At 54.3% G+C, this 18,701-nt stretch carries 17 protein-coding genes; 3 read left to right on the forward strand and 14 right to left on the reverse strand.

Annotated elements, in window-relative coordinates; genetic code table 11:
* Positions 1 to 35: 35 nt before the first annotated feature.
* The 7 genes from trkA to ccsA form a co-directional block, all read right to left on the reverse strand.
* Positions 36 to 1,412, reverse strand: a complete 1,377-nt coding sequence (trkA, locus tag DFP90_RS00160; protein ID WP_115934409.1) for a Trk system potassium transporter TrkA — start codon at positions 1,410 to 1,412, stop codon at positions 36 to 38.
* Positions 1,413 to 1,491: 79 nt separating this feature from the next.
* A complete protein-coding gene (gene ntrX, locus DFP90_RS00165; RefSeq protein ID WP_115934410.1) occupies positions 1,492 to 2,892 on the reverse strand; it encodes a nitrogen assimilation response regulator NtrX in 1,401 nt (466 codons plus the stop codon).
* Complete coding sequence (locus DFP90_RS00170) at positions 2,882 to 5,173, reverse strand: sensor histidine kinase NtrY-like (RefSeq protein WP_342767777.1); 2,292 nt, start codon at positions 5,171 to 5,173, stop codon at positions 2,882 to 2,884. Before DFP90_RS00170 ends, ntrX begins: the two co-directional genes overlap by 11 nt.
* 3 nt (positions 5,174 to 5,176) lie before the next feature.
* Positions 5,177 to 6,625, reverse strand: a complete 1,449-nt coding sequence (gene ntrC, locus DFP90_RS00175; RefSeq protein ID WP_115934412.1) for a nitrogen regulation protein NR(I) — start codon at positions 6,623 to 6,625, stop codon at positions 5,177 to 5,179.
* Complete coding sequence (locus tag DFP90_RS00180; protein WP_115934413.1) at positions 6,622 to 7,746, reverse strand: two-component system sensor histidine kinase NtrB; 1,125 nt, start codon at positions 7,744 to 7,746, stop codon at positions 6,622 to 6,624. Before DFP90_RS00180 ends, ntrC begins: the two co-directional genes overlap by 4 nt.
* A gap of 1 nt (position 7,747) precedes the next feature.
* The gene (gene dusB / locus DFP90_RS00185) at positions 7,748 to 8,761 is read right to left on the reverse strand and encodes a tRNA dihydrouridine synthase DusB (RefSeq protein WP_115934414.1); all 1,014 of its coding nucleotides are present in this window, start codon (positions 8,759 to 8,761) and stop codon (positions 7,748 to 7,750) included.
* An 86-nt stretch (positions 8,762 to 8,847) separates the two neighbouring features.
* A complete protein-coding gene (ccsA, locus tag DFP90_RS00190; protein ID WP_115934415.1) occupies positions 8,848 to 9,660 on the reverse strand; it encodes a cytochrome c biogenesis protein CcsA in 813 nt (270 codons plus the stop codon).
* Between the two features lie 74 nt (positions 9,661 to 9,734).
* Between ccsA and DFP90_RS00195 the strand changes: the two genes are divergently transcribed.
* Genes DFP90_RS00195 through DFP90_RS00205 form a run of 3 tightly spaced genes read left to right on the forward strand, consistent with a single transcriptional unit; the run spans position 9,735 to position 11,852 of the window.
* Positions 9,735 to 10,883 (forward strand): bifunctional 2-C-methyl-D-erythritol 4-phosphate cytidylyltransferase/2-C-methyl-D-erythritol 2,4-cyclodiphosphate synthase, encoded by a 1,149-nt coding sequence (locus tag DFP90_RS00195; protein ID WP_115934416.1) that lies wholly within the window; start codon positions 9,735 to 9,737, stop codon positions 10,881 to 10,883.
* The gene (locus DFP90_RS00200) at positions 10,880 to 11,371 is read left to right on the forward strand and encodes a phosphatidylglycerophosphatase A family protein (protein ID WP_115934417.1); all 492 of its coding nucleotides are present in this window, start codon (positions 10,880 to 10,882) and stop codon (positions 11,369 to 11,371) included. The genes DFP90_RS00195 and DFP90_RS00200 overlap by 4 nt, the downstream gene beginning before the upstream one ends.
* Entirely contained in the window at positions 11,364 to 11,852 is a 489-nt protein-coding gene (locus tag DFP90_RS00205) for a CinA family protein (RefSeq protein WP_115934418.1), read from the forward strand. Before DFP90_RS00200 ends, DFP90_RS00205 begins: the two co-directional genes overlap by 8 nt.
* On the opposite strand, the gene DFP90_RS00210 is transcribed toward DFP90_RS00205, so the two are convergent.
* From DFP90_RS00210 to DFP90_RS00240, 7 genes are all read right to left on the reverse strand, one after another.
* Positions 11,849 to 12,571: a helix-turn-helix transcriptional regulator gene (locus DFP90_RS00210; RefSeq protein ID WP_115934419.1), complete on the reverse strand. Its 723-nt coding sequence runs from the start codon at positions 12,569 to 12,571 to the stop codon at positions 11,849 to 11,851. The two genes, DFP90_RS00205 and DFP90_RS00210, sit on opposite strands and share 4 nt — an antisense overlap.
* 168 nt (positions 12,572 to 12,739) lie before the next feature.
* Positions 12,740 to 13,180 carry a type II toxin-antitoxin system RatA family toxin gene (locus DFP90_RS00215; RefSeq protein WP_115934420.1) on the reverse strand — a complete coding sequence of 147 codons (441 nt, stop codon included), beginning with the start codon at positions 13,178 to 13,180 and terminating at the stop codon, positions 12,740 to 12,742.
* 34 nt (positions 13,181 to 13,214) lie between these two features.
* Complete coding sequence (gene lipA / locus DFP90_RS00220) at positions 13,215 to 14,168, reverse strand: lipoyl synthase (RefSeq protein WP_218044539.1); 954 nt, start codon at positions 14,166 to 14,168, stop codon at positions 13,215 to 13,217.
* A gap of 33 nt (positions 14,169 to 14,201) precedes the next feature.
* Positions 14,202 to 14,447: a hypothetical protein gene (locus tag DFP90_RS00225; protein ID WP_115934422.1), complete on the reverse strand. Its 246-nt coding sequence runs from the start codon at positions 14,445 to 14,447 to the stop codon at positions 14,202 to 14,204.
* A 108-nt stretch (positions 14,448 to 14,555) separates the two neighbouring features.
* Complete coding sequence (gene lpdA / locus DFP90_RS00230; protein ID WP_115934423.1) at positions 14,556 to 15,968, reverse strand: dihydrolipoyl dehydrogenase; 1,413 nt, start codon at positions 15,966 to 15,968, stop codon at positions 14,556 to 14,558.
* A gap of 31 nt (positions 15,969 to 15,999) precedes the next feature.
* On the reverse strand, positions 16,000 to 17,292 hold the full coding sequence (locus DFP90_RS00235; RefSeq protein ID WP_115934424.1) for a pyruvate dehydrogenase complex dihydrolipoamide acetyltransferase: 1,293 nt from the start codon (positions 17,290 to 17,292) through the stop codon (positions 16,000 to 16,002).
* A 24-nt stretch (positions 17,293 to 17,316) separates the two neighbouring features.
* On the reverse strand, positions 17,317 to 18,693 hold the full coding sequence (locus DFP90_RS00240; protein ID WP_115934425.1) for a pyruvate dehydrogenase complex E1 component subunit beta: 1,377 nt from the start codon (positions 18,691 to 18,693) through the stop codon (positions 17,317 to 17,319).
* Between the last annotated feature and the right edge of the window lie 8 nt (positions 18,694 to 18,701).

Below are 18,701 nucleotides of genomic sequence, written 5' to 3' on the forward strand. Positions count from 1 at the left end.
TTCTTCTTACTAATTTGTGATCACATTGACTGGATTTAGAAATATTCCAGTCGGACCGCAAACATTTTTTCCACTTTCCGGACGGATTCCGCGGCCACCATCATGATCACGATATCGTTTTCCTGAATATCCGTGCTGGGTCGCGGAATGATAACCTCATCCCCACGGACAATCGCGCCGACCAAAATGCCTTTGGGAAGCTTGGCTTCCTTGATCTTCTTCCCCACCAGCGGTGACGTTGCCAGGGCTTCCGCCTCAATAATTTCCGCAAAACCGTCGCGCAGTGAATGAACAGAGCGGATCCGGCCACGCCGGACATGCTGTAAAATTGTGGAAGCCGTGATTTCACGCGGCGAAACCACCACATCAATCCCAAGCGTCGTAATCAGCGGCGCATAGCTGTTCTTATTCACCAGAGTTACGGCACGCTCAACGCCAAACCGCTTGGCCAGCAAAGAGGACAGGATATTGGTTTCATCATCATCAGTAACGGAAATGATCGTTTCCGCCTGATGGATATTGGCTTCTTCCAGGATCTCGCTGTCCAGGCCATCGCCCAAAATCACATTGGTGGTCGGCAATTCCTCCGCAACGATGCGTGCCCGGGCCTTAGATTGCTCGATGATCCGAACAGAATAGCCTTCGTCAGAATCCTCCAGATTCTTCGCCACGAATGTGCCGATATTACCGCCACCGACAATAATGATCCTGCGGGTTTTCTTGTCCTCATGGCCAAAAACCGCCATGGCGCGGGAGACATGCTCTTTATCGGCAACAAAATAAATCTCATCGCCGGGCAGCATCTGATCATTGGAGGTCGGAATGATCATGCGTTCATCGCGCAAAATCGCGATGACCACGATATTCAGGTCCGGGAACAGGGAAGTCAGCTGGCGCAACGGGGTATTGATCACCGGCGTGTCTTCGGTACAACGCACACCAATCACCCTCACTTTGTCATCCCCCATGGGCAGGATGTCAAAAGCGCCCGGCGCCCGCAGACGACGCCCAATGGCCCGTGCTACCTCTTTTTCCGGTGAAATGATCACATCGATGGGCAGGTGCTCGCGCGCGAACAAGTCTCCCCACATAGGATTGAGATAATTTTGCTGCCGGATGCGCGCAATCTTGGTCGGCACATTAAAAAGAGAATGCGCAACCTGGCATGCCGTCATATTCACTTCATCGGTGAAGGTCACAGCGATCAACATGTCCGCATTCTCGGCCCCTGCCCGCTCAAGGACATCCGGATGGGCCGCATGTCCGACAAAAGCCTGCACATCAAGCTGATCGTTGATCTTGCCGATCAGCTCCGGAGACTGGTCAACGACGGTCACATCATTCTGTTCGCTCGATAAGTATCGGGCCAGGTGAAACCCAACCTGACCCGCGCCGCAAATAACTACTTTCATCGGATAAAATACCCTTTGTTAAACCCGTCTCTGGCCAACAGCCCTATATCACGGGGCTTGCCGGATCCAGAAACATGTTTCAACCAACCGCCTTTTGTTTGGGACCGCCATTCATGCCGAGCCCTTTCAATTTCCGATGCAGGGCGGCGCGGTCCATGCCGACAAACTCTGCCGTGCGGCTGATATTGCCGCCGAACCGGGTCAGATGGAAAAGCAGATAATCCCGTTCAAAAGCCTCGCGCGCTTCACGCAAAGGCAGGCTCATCACCTCAGCAGCATTGCCCCATCCCACCAGATTCTCTTCTTCGCTCTCGTTCAGCGCCGCAGAGACACTGTCCGCGCCAATCAGATCACAGGAATCGCCAGGGGCCAGAATCAACAGTCGCTCAAGAACATTGCTGAGTTCCCAAACGTTGCCCGGCCAGCCATACCCCTGCAAGGCAGCGAGCGCATCGTCGCCCAGGGCACGTGCCGTACGTCCCTTTGCTGTTGCCGAACGGTCCATCAGATAGGTTACAAGGGCAGGTATATCACCACGACGGGCACTCAGGGGCGGAATGGCCAGCGGCACAACATTCAACCGATAATAGAGATCCTCGCGGAACACCCCTTGTTCGATCAAAGCGTTAAGGTCCCGGTTTGTGGTAGCCAGCACGCGCACATTCACATCAACCCAGGTATCTCCACCCAGGCGTTGGAATTTTTGTGAATGTAGCACGCGTACGATCTTTCCCTGCGTTTCCAGGGACATGTCGGCCACTTCATCCAACAGAAGCGTACCGCCATGAGCTTCCTCCAGAACACCGATCTTTCGGCGATCATGCTCTGTCGCTTCAACGCCAAACAACGCGGCATCGATGGTTTCCGGTTCCAGGCTAGCACAGTTCAGAACCACAAACGGGCCGTCCGCACGGGTGGAATTCTTATGGATCAGGCGTGCAACCAGGCTTTTGCCCGCTCCGGGTGCACCTGTGATCATCACACGGCTTTCCGTTGCTGCAACCTTCTCAATAGCTTTACGCACATCCTGGATCTGGACACTGTCGCCGATTAGTCCCGTGATCCCACCACCGGTCAGTTTCTGCAGCTCTTCATTTTCCCGCCGGAGCTTTGCCTCACTCAGAGCACGATCAATGGTATGCAGCAGCACATCCGTCTTGAATGGTTTGGAAATAAAATCATAGGCACCAATCTTCGTGGCGCTCACGGCCATATCAAACGTACCGTGACCGCTGATCATGATGATCGGCAGGCTGGGATGATCTCTTTTAATATTCTCTAGAATCTGCAGCCCGTCATGCTCACTGGCATTCAGCCAGACATCAAGAATCACCAAAGACGGTTGGCGCGCGGCAACCGCACTATAGGCCTGCGCGCTGTTGGCGGCTTCACGGGTCTCAAAGCCTTCATCTTCCAGGATACCAGCCATTTGCATCCGGATATCGGCTTCATCATCAACAATCAGGATATCAGCTGCCATGGGACAGTTTTTCCTTACTTTCTTGCTCTTCTGGGCCAGGTTCCGTCTCCTGGCGTCGATTAAAATACAAGGTCACATGCGCGCCGCCTTCCGGGCCTTGCGCATCTTCCAGGATCAAACCGCCCTGGTGGTCCTCCATGATTTTCTTGACAATGGCCAGCCCCAACCCGGTCCCCTTCTTGCGGGTTGTGACATAAGGTTCGGTCAACCTGTCGCGGCCTTCCTGAGGAAGCCCCTTACCATTGTCGATTACCTCTACCAGGATTTTGTCCGCATCCTGCCGCAAACGCAACGTGATATTTCCCTGATATGCTGTGCCAGCATCATCCTGACGCCCGACAATCGCGTCATGGGCATTCTGCAGCAGGTTTACCACCACTTGAGAAATCTGTCGGCTGTCACAATCCAGATACAGAGCTCCCTCCGGGATCTCTGTCTCATAGCGAATATGTGTGTTCGCATTTTTTTGCAAAAATACGGCCTGACGGCATATATCGGAGAGATTTTGCCGCTGTATTGTCGGTTTCGGCATGCGGGCAAAGCTGGAAAACTCCGTAACCATCCGCTCGATATCATCCACTTGGCGTATAATCGTATCCACGCACCCCTGGAACGTTTCGGGATCGGTTTGGATCTGCTTGAGATATTTTCGTTTCAACCGTTCAGCGGAAAGCTGGATCGGGGTCAGCGGGTTCTTGATCTCATGGGCGATGCGTCGCGCCACATCCGCCCAGGCCGCTTTTCTCTGTGCCGCAAGCAAATCGGACATATCGTCAAAGGTCACGACAAATCCTGATAGTTTACCCTGGCTCGATTCTTTCGAGATACGAACAAACAACGTGGTTGTTTCGCCTTCGCGCTCCACTTTAACTTCTTCTTCCACATGCTTACCACCGCGAAGCTTCTGCGCCTGATTGATCACCTCGGAAAGCTCTGGCACAACCGCGCTTAGTTCGTGGCCCGTTAACTCTTCCAAATCAATACCCAGAAGGATAGAGGCGGAACGGTTGGGCAGATCTATGCGCCCCTTAGCATCCAGTCCGATCACACCGGCAGAGACCCCAGTCAAAACAGCTTCGCTAAACCGTCGTCTTTCATCAATCTGCTGCGCGGCATCCAGCAATTCGCCACGCTGCGATTCCAACTGACTGGTCATACGGTTGAAGGCACGGCTGAGAACCCCAAGTTCGTCAGTGGCGGCCAGTTCAGGAACCCGGGTATTCAAATCCCCGCCCCGGACCTTTTCCGTCGCCGCAATCAGTTCACTGATTGGCTGGGTCAGCCGGGAGGCAAAGATCAAGCCGATCCAGACCGAGCCCAGCAACAGCAATAGCGCCACCACGATGAACGCTAACAGGAAAATCACCTTGATACCGGAACGCTCACCTTCCAGCCGTTCGAACTGCGCGACTGCGGTTCTCGTTTGTTCGGTTCTGGAAAGGACAGTTGAATCCACATAGCGCCCCACCAACAAGAACCGTTCCTGTAAAAAATTGTCCAGACGCACCAGCGCGCGCACACGATCATCCTGACTGGCTTCCAGGAGAACAACCTCCCCATCCCGCGCATCTTTGATGGCTTCCTGGGGGATCGGCTCCAACTCCAGCACGAGGGTCAATCCAGAGCGTGCGATCACCCCTGCGTCCGGATTAAAAATGAGGGCTTCGTGAATTCCACGGAGCTGGGAATGGATATTTAGCGCCGCGTGCAGCTTATTCGTGTCATTTTCAAGCTGGAAGGCATCCCGGCTGATTCCTCGTGCAATCCTGAGAGCGTCGCTTTGAACATTCTTCTGATGTTCTTTCAAATAGGCTTCCGCAACCGCCTGGCTTTCGGACAAAGCTGTACGTACCCGATCCGAGAACCAGGATTCCAAGCCCAAATCAAAAAACAGCAGGGAAAAGACCGATACAACTATCGTTGGCGCAACCGAAAGTGCGCCGAACATCACGACTAGGCGGACATGCAATTGTGCGCCGGCCGAGCCCCGCCGACGGGCAGACCAGATACTGACAATCTTCCGGATCACCAAAATGCCCAGCATCAGCAAAAGAACCAGATCCAAAGAGATGAGGCTCATGATCTCCTGAGGGGAGGCATTGAGGTCGGAGCTGGTTAATACCGCATAGGTCGCGACCCCCGAGGCCGCTGCCAATCCAAGCAGAATGAAAGAAAAAACACGCTCCATCCGCAACGATAGTCGCAAACGTCCCGTTTTCTCGGTGCCCTGAGGTTTCTGTGCCGTTACATGCGTTTCTGATGAAACCAAACCGCTATTCATCGCTTAACGCCGCCCTCTCGCAACAGGAATATCAAGTTCACGAATTTTCTTACGCAATGTATTCCTGTTCAGGCCCAGGATTTCCGAAGCCTTCACCTGATTTCCATCCGTTGCCTCCAGGCAGAGGGAAATCAAGGGACGCTCCAACTCCCTCAAGATCTGCCCATAGACGCCTGACGCCGGAAAATCATTGCGATGCGCCTCAAAATATTTCCGAAGATGGCGTTCAATGGCCTGACTCAGACTCTCTTTATCCAGGAAATCGCCAGATAGAGTCTCGTAAGCAGGTTGATCCGACAGTTCTGCTTCAATGACATCCACATCAATCTGGTCCTGGGAATAGAGTGCCGCCAACCGACGGATAACATTCTCAAGTTCACGCACATTTCCTGGCCAGCGGGCCTGCTTCAACCGATCCACAGCGGCAGCGGTCAACGTTTTGGCCGGCAAACCATCTTCCACAGTCTGAGACAGGAAATGGCGGACAAGATCGGGAACATCATCCCGGCGCTCCCGCAGGGGCGGCACCCGGATCGGCACAACATTCAACCGGTAATAAAGATCCTCGCGGAACAATCCCTGCCCGACCAATTGTTTCAGATCCCTGTGGGTAGCCGCGACAATACGAACATCGGTTTTAATGGCAGAACGACCGCCCACCATTGAATACTCGCCTTCTTGCAACACCCGCAGCAATCGGGTTTGCGCCTCCATGGGCATATCACCAATTTCATCCAGAAAGAGAGTGCCGCCTTCCGCCTGCTCAAACTTCCCCGCCTGCCGGTTCACCGCGCCGGTAAACGCCCCTTTTTCATGGCCGAACAACTCACTTTCGATCAGATCCCGGGGGATGGCGGCCATATTGATAGCCACAAACGGTCCTTGACGGCGCTTGGAATATTCGTGCAAGGCCCGTGCAATCAGTTCTTTGCCGGTGCCTGATTCCCCAGTGATTAGGGCAGAAAGATCCGTTGCCGTCAGGCGGGCTATGACCCGGTAAACTTCCTGCATCGCCGGGGTCCGTCCGATCAATGGCAGGCGCTCGTCTTCGATCTCCGCCTGGTCGGTAGCGCTTTGTGCATCCTGAACGGCCTTGATGGCACGCTCGACGGTTTCCAGCAATTCGCTCAGATCAAACGGTTTGGGCAAATATTCAAAAGCACCACGTTCGGTGGCTTTCACGGCGGTTGTCAGCGTGTTTTGTGCGCTCATGGCAATAACCCGCAGATCCGGTCGGCGTTTTCTGATCTGCGGGATCAGATCCAAACCGTTGCCATCCGGCATGACCACATCGGTGATCACCAGGGCTCCAGCCCCATCCTCCACCCATTTCCAGAGTGTTGCTGCATTGCTGGTCAGCCGTACATCATAGCCCTGCCGGCCTAACGCCTGTCCTAACACTGTGCGAATTGCCCGGTCGTCATCCGCGACCAGAATGGTTTCCCCACTCATTCCTCACCCCTGTTTTCAGATTGGTTTTCCGGCCGGATCATCGGCAGCAAAACATTGAACACAGTATTTTTGGGACGGGAATCCAGATCGATGACCCCGCCGTGATCACTGACAAACTTAGCCACCAGCGCCAGCCCCAAGCCCGAGCCCCCCTGTTTGGTCGATATGAAAGGATCAAAAAGATGCCGGCGCATATCATCTGGAATCCCAGGCCCGTTATCCTGAATACTGACCACCAGCGGCAAATAAAGCATGCTGTCGACACCCGGGACAGTTAACCGGACCCCATGCCTGTAGGAAGTTGTCACCGTCACTTCCCCATCGGAAGACTCTACGGCCTCGACCGCATTCTTGACCAGATTCAGGAAGATCTGGATCAGTTGATCCCGGTTGCCAAATACCGGCGGCAGCGAGGGATCATATTTGATGACATGTTTAACCCCTTTTCCAAAACCAGCTTTTGACAGCTGTATGACATGATCAAGAACTTCGTGGATATTGACCGGGCTTCGCTGCAGGCCAGGGTTATCGGAAAAGACCTCCATGCTATCGAGCAGTTTCACAATCCTGTCTGTTTCCTCAACGATCAGTTTGGTCAACTGCCGGTCCTCCGGCTCGACCATCGCCTCAAGAAGCTGAGCCGCACCGCGAATACCGGACAGGGGATTTTTCACCTCATGTGCCAACATGGCGGAAAGCGCGGATACAGAGCGTGCGGCACCCCGCTGCAACAGACTGTCATTCAACTTGCCAGCAATCGTTTCAGGCCGCAGAACCAACACCACCTTTCTGGTATCATCCACAATGGGGGCCGCATCAATTGAGACTATATTCTCCCCCGTCCTGGGCGTGGAAAGCGGCACTGAATGCTCGGTCATACTGTTTCCCGAACGGCGCACTTTGAAAAGCAGTGCCATCATCGGGCTGTCATGGGGAATCAAATCTTGAAGATTGGATCGCTGCAGCATCGCGACACTGCCGCGGAAAAACTGCTCCGCCGCGCCATTCACATAAACCACATCATCACTGGAATCGACCACCAGCACTGGATCCGGCAATGAACTTAGAATAGAATCGAACCCCAATCCCGGACCTTTGCCCTTTAGATCACCGCCATCCATATCAAACGTCTCCGGCGGGTAATGCGCACATCAGGTCTGACATGCGTGCGTAATAGTCACAAATGGCATCAACAACTTTTTGTGGCTCTTCCATTTTGACCAAATCATTCCGAACCGCGGCCGCACCCGGCAAATTCTTGATGTACCAAGCAAGATGTTTACGGGCCATACGGACACCGCTGTAAGTGCCATGATGGCTCAGGATCAAATCATAATGTTCCAGCAACAGATCCCGCTGTCGCACAATATCCGGATCATCAATCCTCTCGCCACGATCCAGAAACGCAATCACCTGGGCCAAAAACCAGGGGCGCCCCTGGGCCCCACGACCAATCATCACACCATCCGCCCCGGATTTTTCCAGACATCTTGCTGCCTTGGAACGGTCAGTAATATCGCCATTGGCAATGACCGGAAGCGAGACCGCCTGCTTGACCTTGCGAATGAAGGACCAGTCCGCTTGGCCGGTATATTTCTGCTCACGGGTTCGGCCATGGACTGTTACCATCCGGATGCCAGAGTCTTCTGCGATCCGCGCCAGTTCTGGCGCATTTCTCATATCCATATCCCAGCCGGTGCGCATTTTCATCGTGACCGGGCGTGAGACCGCCCCCACAACCGCCGTCAGGATATCCGTTGCCAAAGGCAGATCCCGCATGATGGCGGAACCACATAGTTTGTTGGTGACTTTCTTGGCGGGACAACCAAAATTGATATCGATTATGTCTGCGCCCAAATCTTCACAGAATTTGGCGGCTTCCGCCATGACATAGGGATCATGCCCCACCAGTTGCACGACTTGAGGCTGCTCGTCCGGTTCTCGTGAGAGGCGCTTCATGGTGCCTTTGGTCTCGCGCAGCGCCTCATTGCTGGCCACCATTTCAGAAACCACCATCCCAGCACCCTGGCGACGCACCATTTTACGAAACGGCAGATCCGTCACACCGGACATCGGTGCCAAAAGCACCGGATTGGCGATGGTGACATCACCGATATTGATCGACGATAAGGTCATGAATTACGCAATCTAAAAACAGCGATTAAAATTTAGGCAATCAATAGCGGAGTTCAGCCCGCAAGGCCAGATTTTTTGATCCCTGCTTAAGAAACCAGCAGCCCGATGATCAACTTCACCCCGGGATAGCCCAGCACAACAAGCAAATAAGCCAGCAGCAATAACCGCGAAGCCCGCTTACCCCGCACTCCAAAACGGTGATTTGCCAACAGAAGAAAGCCGATGACAACAAATGCCAACAGCGAGAGCACTTCTTTATGGCTGAAGCTCAACAAGACACCTTTGGATGTATATTCAACCGCCATACCAGACAGGAGACTGACCGCCAGCACCCCTTCGGCAAGGGAGAGCATTCGCATCTGCAGACTTTCCGCCGCCATCACGGGTGGCAGTCCATCCGCCAGGATATTGCGCATCTTCCTTTTGAGGGCATGTTCCTTGATCCAGACAGCCAGGGAAGCGCATGCCGCAATGGTAAGCATCGCATAAGTGGCCACCGCTGTGCCAATATGAACGAATATCCAAGCCGTTCCGTTAAAATCCTGCGCAACAGCGACAGACGGTGCGGGTGCAAAAATATACCATCCCATTGCAAAAAAAGCCGTTGCCGTCACCAAAGGCAGAAATAATCCGGAAAGGTCATACACCGTCTTGTTAACAGGAAGGATTAGGGCAAAAATTGCGATGCTTGCCGCAACCGTCAGCCAAATGGTGTGCACAAAATCCCCAGACCAACCACCCCGCATTGCCAGCCAAACCTGGAACAGCGATAACCCGGAAATCACGCCGATCAGACACGCCATCACAGCGCGTTTACGCCAACGGGCATGCGCATAAAGGGAAATCAGCGCAAAAAACACGGGCAGCGAATAGGTTAGGACTTGAGACATCTGGTTCATCCCGCGATATATATCACTCTAAATCGTCACTGCCAGTTCCTTTCTGGCATAGAAGCAAAAGGGTTGAAAAAATCATGCCGGGATGTGTGGCATTGATCGTCGCCGCAGGCCGCGGAAAGCGTGCCGGAAGCGGTATCCCCAAGCAATATCGGGATGCCGGAGGCATGCCGCTGTTGCGAAGGACCGTGTGCAGCCTGAACGCCCATCCTGTAATTGACAGTGTCCATGTGGTGATTCACCCGGACGACCAGGAGCTGTACCAGCAAGCGGTAAAAGGATTGGAACTGGCCGCCCCTATTCATGGTGGGACCGAGAGGCAGGATTCTGTTCGGCACGGTCTGGAAGCCCTTGAAGATATCAATCCCGATCTGGTCTTGATCCATGATGCCGCACGTCCTTTTGCAAGCGCTGATCTCATCAGCCGAACCATCACAGCCCTGAAGGATCATGTCGCAGCCATTCCTGGCTTGCCGGTTGTGGACACCGTAAAACGCACCGATAAAAACGGCCATATTGCTGAGACACTGGATCGTGCCAGCCTGTATCGCGCCCAGACACCACAAGGCTTCAGATTTGTGGAAATTCTCGCCGCGCACCGACAGTACGCAGGGGAGATTCTCACGGATGACGCGGCCGTCGCCGAAAAAGCAGGGCTTGATGTTTTGATCGTCCCTGGGGAAGAATCGAATATCAAACTCACAACGCCGGAAGACTTTATAAAGACAGGCCCTCACATGAACCAATCCAGACTTCCACGCTGCGGCAATGGGTTTGACGTGCATCGTTTTACTGATGGCGATCATGTGATCCTCTGCGGCGTCAAAATCCCGCACAACCAGAAACTTGAGGGCCATTCAGATGCCGATGTCGCCATGCATGCCCTGACCGATGCCTTGCTTGGCACAATCGCCGCCGGTGATATTGGAACCCATTTTCCGCCCAGTGACCCGCAGTGGAAAGGCGCCGCCTCGGACAAGTTCCTGTCACACGCAGCCAAACTGATCCGGGAACGCGGTGGTGAAATCGCCAATGTCGACATCACCATCATTTGCCAGGCACCTAAAGTCGGCCCCTATCGGGAAACCATGACAATATCGATCGCCCAAATTCTGGAAATTCCGGAAGACCGGGTCAGCATCAAGGCCACCACAACGGAAAAGCTCGGCTTTACCGGTCGGAAGGAAGGAATCGCCGCGCAAGCAACCGCCATGGTGCTGGCATGACCAAGACAAACCGACCGCCCTTTCTCCATCCCGCCAACTGGATCTCCACCTGGTTCGGCGCAGGCTATCTGCGCCCCGCATCAGGCACCTGGGGTACATTGGCCGCCCTGCCCTTTGCCTGGGCAATTGGCCAATCCTTCGGCCAGACAGGCCTGTTCATCATGGCCCTGATGGCCTATGGGGTCGGCATCTGGAGTTCCGGGCTATATTCCCAGATGACACAATCCCATGACGCCAGTGAAGTCGTCATTGATGAAGTGGCCGGCATTTGGTTGACTTTGGCCGCTATCCCGCTCTCTTTATCATCACTGGTGGTCGGCTTTTTCCTGTTCCGGATCATGGATATCGTGAAGCCCTTTCCTGCCAATATGGCAGACAAGCGCCTTCCCGGCGGCATCGGGATTATGACCGACGATATGATTGCCGGCCTCTATGCCGGTATAGCCCTCTATTACATCAATGATTACGGCTGGCTTCCCTATGTTTGACGAGACCATACTGCAATTAGCAACAGACGTTCTTCAAGCCTGCCGCCAGCGAGGCTGGAAGCTAGCCACAGCGGAATCCTGTACCGGCGGATTGATCTGTGGCGCACTCACAGAAATCGCCGGATCCTCTGATGTGGTTGACCGCGGCTTTAACACCTATTCCAACGACGCCAAGATCGACATGCTGGACGTGCCGGAAGATTTGTTTCCCGCCGTAGGGGCCGTCAGCCATGAGGTGGCCCATGAAATGGCGCTTGGCGCGCTAACGCATTCTGCCGCCGATATCAGCATTTCCGTGACCGGAGTTGCCGGACCCGGCGCGTCCGAGGCCAAGCCCACCGGTCTGGTTTATATCGGGATCGCAACCCGCGACGGTTTATGCACGGTGATAAAAAGTAACTTTACAGGCGATCGTTCCGACGTTCGCCTCGCAACCGTCAGGAAGGCCTTGAGCCAAACTCTTGAAAGACTGAGTCTCTAACCCGTTCGGCCAGTCACTTTCAGGAATTGCACCAGATTTTGCATTGGATGGCCCTGCCGGTCACCAAAATGGGCAACCAGCCCCTCCCAATTGCCAATCAGATCGACAAGGTCCTTGGGATGTGACAGTACCATCCGATCAGCATTGCGCAACCTAGCCGCCACCTCATCCGCTGGATTGATCGTCGTATCATCCAGAATGTCGGGGATATATTCCAAATCAGCGCCATATTTCGCAAATGCGACCAGCATGATTCCAGCAACCTCGGCAACGCGGGCGCCGCCGGAAAGGTTGAAATCAACCTGATCAAACAGGATCGACCGGCTTTTCCCTTCTGCTAGAAGGCAGATGCGGTGCGGCTCATCCCCTTCATGCACATTATGCGCCCAGCGCACAAAAAACAGCAGCCGGTCCAATTTGAACAGCTTATCCTGGGTGAGAAGCTCCAACACACGTTGGCTGGCTGCATAAGTGTCGTAAGTGGTGGGCCGCAATAAGGTCGACAAGGAGACGGTTTCGTGAACGCCGTCGCTTTCCATGGTAACCCCGGCAGATTCCAGGGCACGCTGGATTGCTTCCAGGGTGCTGGCCCGTGGATCACCAAGGCCACGTTCAATATTATTGAGCGTCGCGAGCGAGACGCCTGCCGCCTTGGCAAGCTCACTTTGCTTGGCATTGATCAAGGCGCGTCCGGCCCTGATTTGTGCAGAGGTGATCACTCGCCCATCCCGAAATTACGCTTAAAACCTAATAGAGTCAGTTTTATATCAAATTCGGGATGAATGAAACACGAGATTTGGTAGGAAGAAATTCGACGAACACAAGACTCAGATTTCGATTCGCAGCCGATTCGAATCACCTCAAATCATAACTACAAATGAAGTTTTTTAATGTTCGCACCCATATAACTGATCAGCGCGCGCTTTAAAAGCCGAGACCATTTTATGAACAGCTTCGTTAAAAAGTGCCCCAATAAGCGCCTGCAAGATTCGTGACTTGAATTCAAAATCGATATAGAAATCGATATTGCATCCGCCATCTGCAGGCAAGAATTTCCAATGGTTTTTCAGATGCTTGAACGGACCATTCTCATACTGAACATCAATTATGAGATTCTCTTTGTCCAAATGCACCCGGCTGGTATAGCGCTCGTTGATCCCCTTAAATCCGATGATCAAATCCGCCACCACGACATCCTCAACGCGCTTACGAATACGCGCACCGCAACACCAGGGCAGAAATTCGGGATAGCGTTCGATATCCGCAACGAGATCGAAAAGCTGTTCCGGGCTATGGGGGACAAATTCTATCTTTGCATGGGTAGGCAAAGCGCTAACTCACTAAAATGGTCCGTTACCGGGCTCACCTAGCATTTGCGAGCTGCTTTTGTCTAGCCTCGCGCAAGCGGGCAAAATCATCGCCCGCGAGATAGCTTGACCGGGTCAGCGGTGACGAAGACACCATCAGAAAGCCTTTTGACCGCGCCATGACCGCGTATGCGTCAAACTCCTCCGGAGTGACAAACCGGTCAATCGCCGCATGTTTCGGGGTCGGCTGCAGATATTGGCCAATCGTCAGAAAATCCACATCAGCCGCCCGGTAATCATCCATGATCTGTTGGACTTCGATTTTTTCCTCACCCAGCCCGACCATGATACCGGATTTGGTAAAGATGGAAGGATCCAGCTGTTTTACGCGGTCCAGCAGATTAAGGGAATGGTAATAGCGCGCACCTGGACGGATTGTCGGATAAAGGCGTGGCACGGTTTCCATATTATGGTTAAACACATCAGGCTTGGCCTCTACCACAACCTCAAGCGCACCGGGCTTATCCTTGAAATCAGGTGTCAGGATCTCAATCGTGGTATCCGGAGCTTTCTTGCGGATCGCTGCGATGGTCTCCGCAAAATGCTGAGCGCCGCCATCTTCCAGATCATCCCGGTCAACGGAAGTAATCACCACATGTTCCAGGCCAAGCTTGGCGGTTGCATCCGCGACCCGGAAAGGTTCAAACGGGTCCAGACGACCGGGCTTGCCGGTCGCAACATTGCAAAAGGCACAAGCCCGTGTGCAAATCTCCCCCATGATCATAAATGTGGCATGCCGCTTGGACCAGCATTCACCGATATTGGGACAGGAAGCCTCTTCACAAACGGTCGTGAGGTTATGCTCGCGCACCAAACCCGCCGTCGCCTTGTATTCCTTACTCACCGGTGCTTTCACACGAATCCATTCCGGCTTGCGCTGGATCGGATTATCTGGGCGATTCCGTTTTTCAGGATGGCGGAATTGGCGCGTTTCGGAATTTTCACTCATTGAGACTTCCTTCATACCCAGGCCAGATACGGCTCAGACCTCTTCGATCTTGATCTTATGGTAGCCTGCCTTGGCATTTTTTAACGTGGTACTGATCGCCGTGACCAGTTGGTTCACAGCTTCCTTGTCATAGTCAGCCGACTGGGTATTCAGAGACAAATCCGTTTTGATGATAAGAATATGCTTCCAATCACCGCCATCCCATTCCAGTTGCCGGACCACTTTCCTGATCCTTGGATGACGCAATGTAGCCATCTTCTCCACAGCTTCCATTTCCATAGAAACGACGCCTTAAAACAAATTTGCCCCTGCTTATCCCATTCCTCCACAATATCCGGGTGAATTCAAGCGGATTAGACTTAAATTAGCCGGTTATCCGTCGGTCAATCACATATGGATAACACGATCGAAAGCATCAAGTACCGATTCATGCATCATTTCTGATAATGTCGGATGCGGGAATACGGTATGCATCAGTTCGGCTTCTGTGGTTTCCAGGGTCTTGGCGATGCCATAGCCCTGGATCAGCTCTGTCACTTCCGCACCGATCATATGCGCACCCAGCAATTCCCCGGTTTTGGCATCAAAGATGCTTTTTATCAGCCCTTCCGGCTCACCCAGCGCGATAGCCTTGCCGTTACCGATGAACGGGAAACGGCCAACCTTGATGTCATAGCCCGCTTCCTTGGCCGCCTTCTCCGTCAAGCCGACAGAGGCCACCTGCGGATGGCAATAGGTACAGCCAGGAATATTGCGGATATTAAGCGGATGAACATCTTTCAGGCCTGCAATCTTTTCGACGCAAATAACGCCTTCATGCTCAGCTTTATGAGCGAGCCAGGGCGGGCCGGCCAAGTCGCCAATCGCATAGATCCCCTTCTCACCGGTTTCACACCATTCGTCGATTTCCACATGGGTGCGATCGACTTTAATCTTGGTGCCTTCCAGACCGATATTTTCCACATTGCCGACAATACCGACAGCGGAAATCACCCGATCAACAATAATTTCCTGGCTCTTTCCGCCCTGCTCCACCGTGACGGTGACATTATTGGCGGATTTCTTCAGCCCTTTGACCGTGGCACCGGCCATGATCGTCATGCCCTGCTTTTCGAAGCTCTTCTTGGCAAAGGCGGAGATTTCCTCATCCTCTACCGGTAGCACGCGATCCATCACTTCAACAACAGTAACTTTGGCACCCAGGGTATTGAAGAAGCTGGCAAATTCAATGCCAATAGCGCCTGAACCGATCACCAGCAGGCTCTTGGGCATTTCTTTTGGCACAAGGGCATCTTTGTAGGTCCAGACCAGCTTGCCATCCGCCTCCAGGCCCGGAAGCTCACGGGCGCGGGCACCGGTTGCCAGGATCACATGTTTGGCGGTCAGGGTATCCGAAACCTTGCCGTCTTTTTCGACGGTGACCTTCCGGGCACCGCCCGTACCACCGGCCAGCTTGCCCCAGCCGTCAAAGATCGTGACCTTATTCTTTTTCAGCAGGCCACCGACACCTTTATTCAACTGCGAAGAGACCTGACGGGACCGTTTGACGATCGCCTCCAGATCGAAATCCACCTTTTCCGCACTCAGGCCATAGGCCTTTGCATTCTTCATGTAATGGTAGATTTCCGCCGACCTCAGCAGCGCCTTGGTGGGAATACAGCCCCAGTTCAGGCAAATCCCACCCAGGTGATTGGCTTCTACCACAGCGGTTTTCATGCCCAGCTGAGCCGCACGGATGGCGGTGACATAACCGCCCGGCCCCGCGCCGACAACAACAACATCAAAAGAGCTATCAGCCATTGATCATTTCCCTTGCGTTTAATGTTGGCGCTTAAAGCATCATGGACAGCGGTTCTTCCAGCAGGCCCTTAAAGACCTTCAGGAATTCCGCACCGACCGCACCGTCAACCGCCCGATGGTCAACAGAGAGCGTGGCCGTCATGACTGTGGCTACCGACAGGGCGCCATCCTTCACGACAGCCTTCTGTTTACCGGCACCAACCGCCAGGATGCAGGCCTGCGGCGGGTTGATCACAGCCTGGAAATTATCGATTCCAAACATGCCCAGATTGGAAACAGAGAAAGTGCCGCCCTGGAATTCTTCCGGCTGCAATTTGCCGTCGCGGGCTTTAGCCGCCAGCTCTTTCATCTCATTAGAAATGGTTTCCAGACCCTTGCCGCCCGCATCGCGGACAACCGGGGTGATCAGGCCCCCATCAATAGCGACTGCCACGGAGACATCAGCACGTTTGTAGAGCTTAAGCCCTTCGTTGGCCCAAGAGGCGTTGGCCGCCGGCACCTTACGCAACGCAATACCGACCGCCTTGATCACGATATCATTGACCGAAAGCTTGAAAGAACCGTCGGCCCGGGCATTCAGCTCCTTGCGCATCTCCAGCAGCTTGTCGATCTCGATATCCACCGACAGGTAGAAATGCGGGACATTCTGTTTGGATTCCGTCAAACGGCGCGCAATGGTCTTGCGCATATTGTTCAGGCTCTGCAATTTGAATTCTGGCTCGAACGGATTCTCGGTCGACATAGGTGCCGGAGCGTCGGCAGCTGTGGCAGCGGCAGGCGCAGCTGCACCAGCCTTAGCCGTGCCACCGGCGATTGCCGCTTCCACATCCGCCTTGACGATACGGCCGCGCGGGCCGGAACCGGAAACAAGCTTGAGATCCAGATCTTCATCCGCTGCGATGCGGCGCGCCAGCGGGGAGGCAAAGATGCGCTCACCACTTTCCGCAACCGGTGCGGCCGGGGCCGGGCTGGCGGCAGGCTCGACAGAGGTTGCAGCCGCCGGGGTTTTCTCCGGCGCGGCAGAAGCCGCCGGGGCCGGCGCAGAATCGCCTGCGGCATTAGCTGCATCCGCGGGATCCTCACCTTCTTCCGCCAGGACTGCAATCAGCTGGTTAACCGGCACACCTTCCGTGCCCTCACTCACCAGGATCTTGGCAACAATCCCTTCATCAACGGCCTCCACTTCCATGGTTGCCTTGTCGGTTTCGATTTCGGCGATCACATCACCGCTATTGACCTCATCCCCTTCTTTGACCAGCCATTTGGCCAGGGTGCCTTCGGTCATGGTCGGCGAAAGCGCCGGCATAAGTACCTGTACGGGCATAATCCGTGTCTCCTCTCACCGAAATCAGCGATAGCAAGCCGCTTTAGCGGCTTCAAAGATATCCTTGGGCTGCGGAAGGGCCAGTTGTTCCAGGTTGGCCGCATAAGGCAGCGGCACATCCTTGCCATGGACCCGGATCACCGGTGCATCCAACCAATCAAACGCCTGTTCCATCATCTGTGCCGCCAGTTCAGAACCAATCCCCGCAAAGGGCCAGCCTTCTTCGACGGAAACCAGACGGTTGGTCTTCATAACCGATTTCACGATGGTTTCGGTATCGAGCGGACGGATGGTTCGCAGATCGATCACCTCGGCGCTGATACCGGCCTTGGCCAATTCTTCAGCAGCTTCCAAGGCTTTTCCGACCATGATGGAGAACGCGGTGATGGTGACATCGGTGCCTTCACGCACGATCTTTGCCTTGCCGATCGGGACGGTCCAGTCATCTGAGTCCGGCACATCAAAGGAAGAGCCATACATAAGCTCGTTTTCCAGGAAGATAACCGGGTTCGGGTCGCGGATCGCGGATTTCAACAGGCCCTTGGCATCCGCCGCGGACCAGGGACTGACCACTTTAAGGCCCGGCACATGGCCGTACCAGCTGGCATAACACTGCGAATGTTGGGCCGCAACACGGGATGCCGCGCCATTGGGGCCACGGAAAACCATCGGTGCGCTGATCGCGCCACCGGACATGTAAAGGCTTTTGGCTGCCGAGTTGATGATGTGGTCGATCGCCTGCATGGCAAAATTGAAGGTCATGAACTCGACAATCGGCTTCATACCGGTGAAGGCCGCACCGACCGCGATACCGGCAAAACCATGCTCGGTGATCGGGGTGTCGATGACCCGCTTGTCACCAAATTCATCCAGCAAGCCCTGACTCACCTTGTAGGCCCCTTGATATTGGGCAACCTCCTCGCCCATCAGGAAGACTTCCTCATCCCGGCGCATCTCTTCGGCCATGGCATCTCGCAAGGCCTCACGCACTGTCTGGTTGACGGTCGCACCGGTCCATTCCTGCTCGGCAGCAACAGATGCGGTGGCAGGCGCGGATGCGGTTGCGGGCTCTGACGGCGCTTCCGACGCAGGCGCCGGTGCATCTGCCGCAGGGGCCGCCGGTGCGGGAGCGTCCGCATCGATATTCGCGGCATCCTCACCTTCTTCCAGCAGAACCGCGATCGGGGTATTCACAGCCACATTGTCCGTGCCTTCACCGATCAGGATCTTGCCAACAATACCTTCGTCAACCGCCTCCACTTCCATGGTGGCCTTGTCGGTTTCGATTTCAGCGATCACATCGCCAGAGGCGACCGTGTCGCCTTCCTTGATGTTCCATTTTGCAAGCGTGCCTTCGGTCATGGTCGGAGACAGCGCCGGCATCAAAATCTGAATAGACATTAATTTAA

This window comes from Aestuariispira insulae (assembly GCF_003385955.1).
GTDB lineage: Bacteria > Pseudomonadota > Alphaproteobacteria > UBA8366 > Aestuariispiraceae > Aestuariispira > Aestuariispira insulae.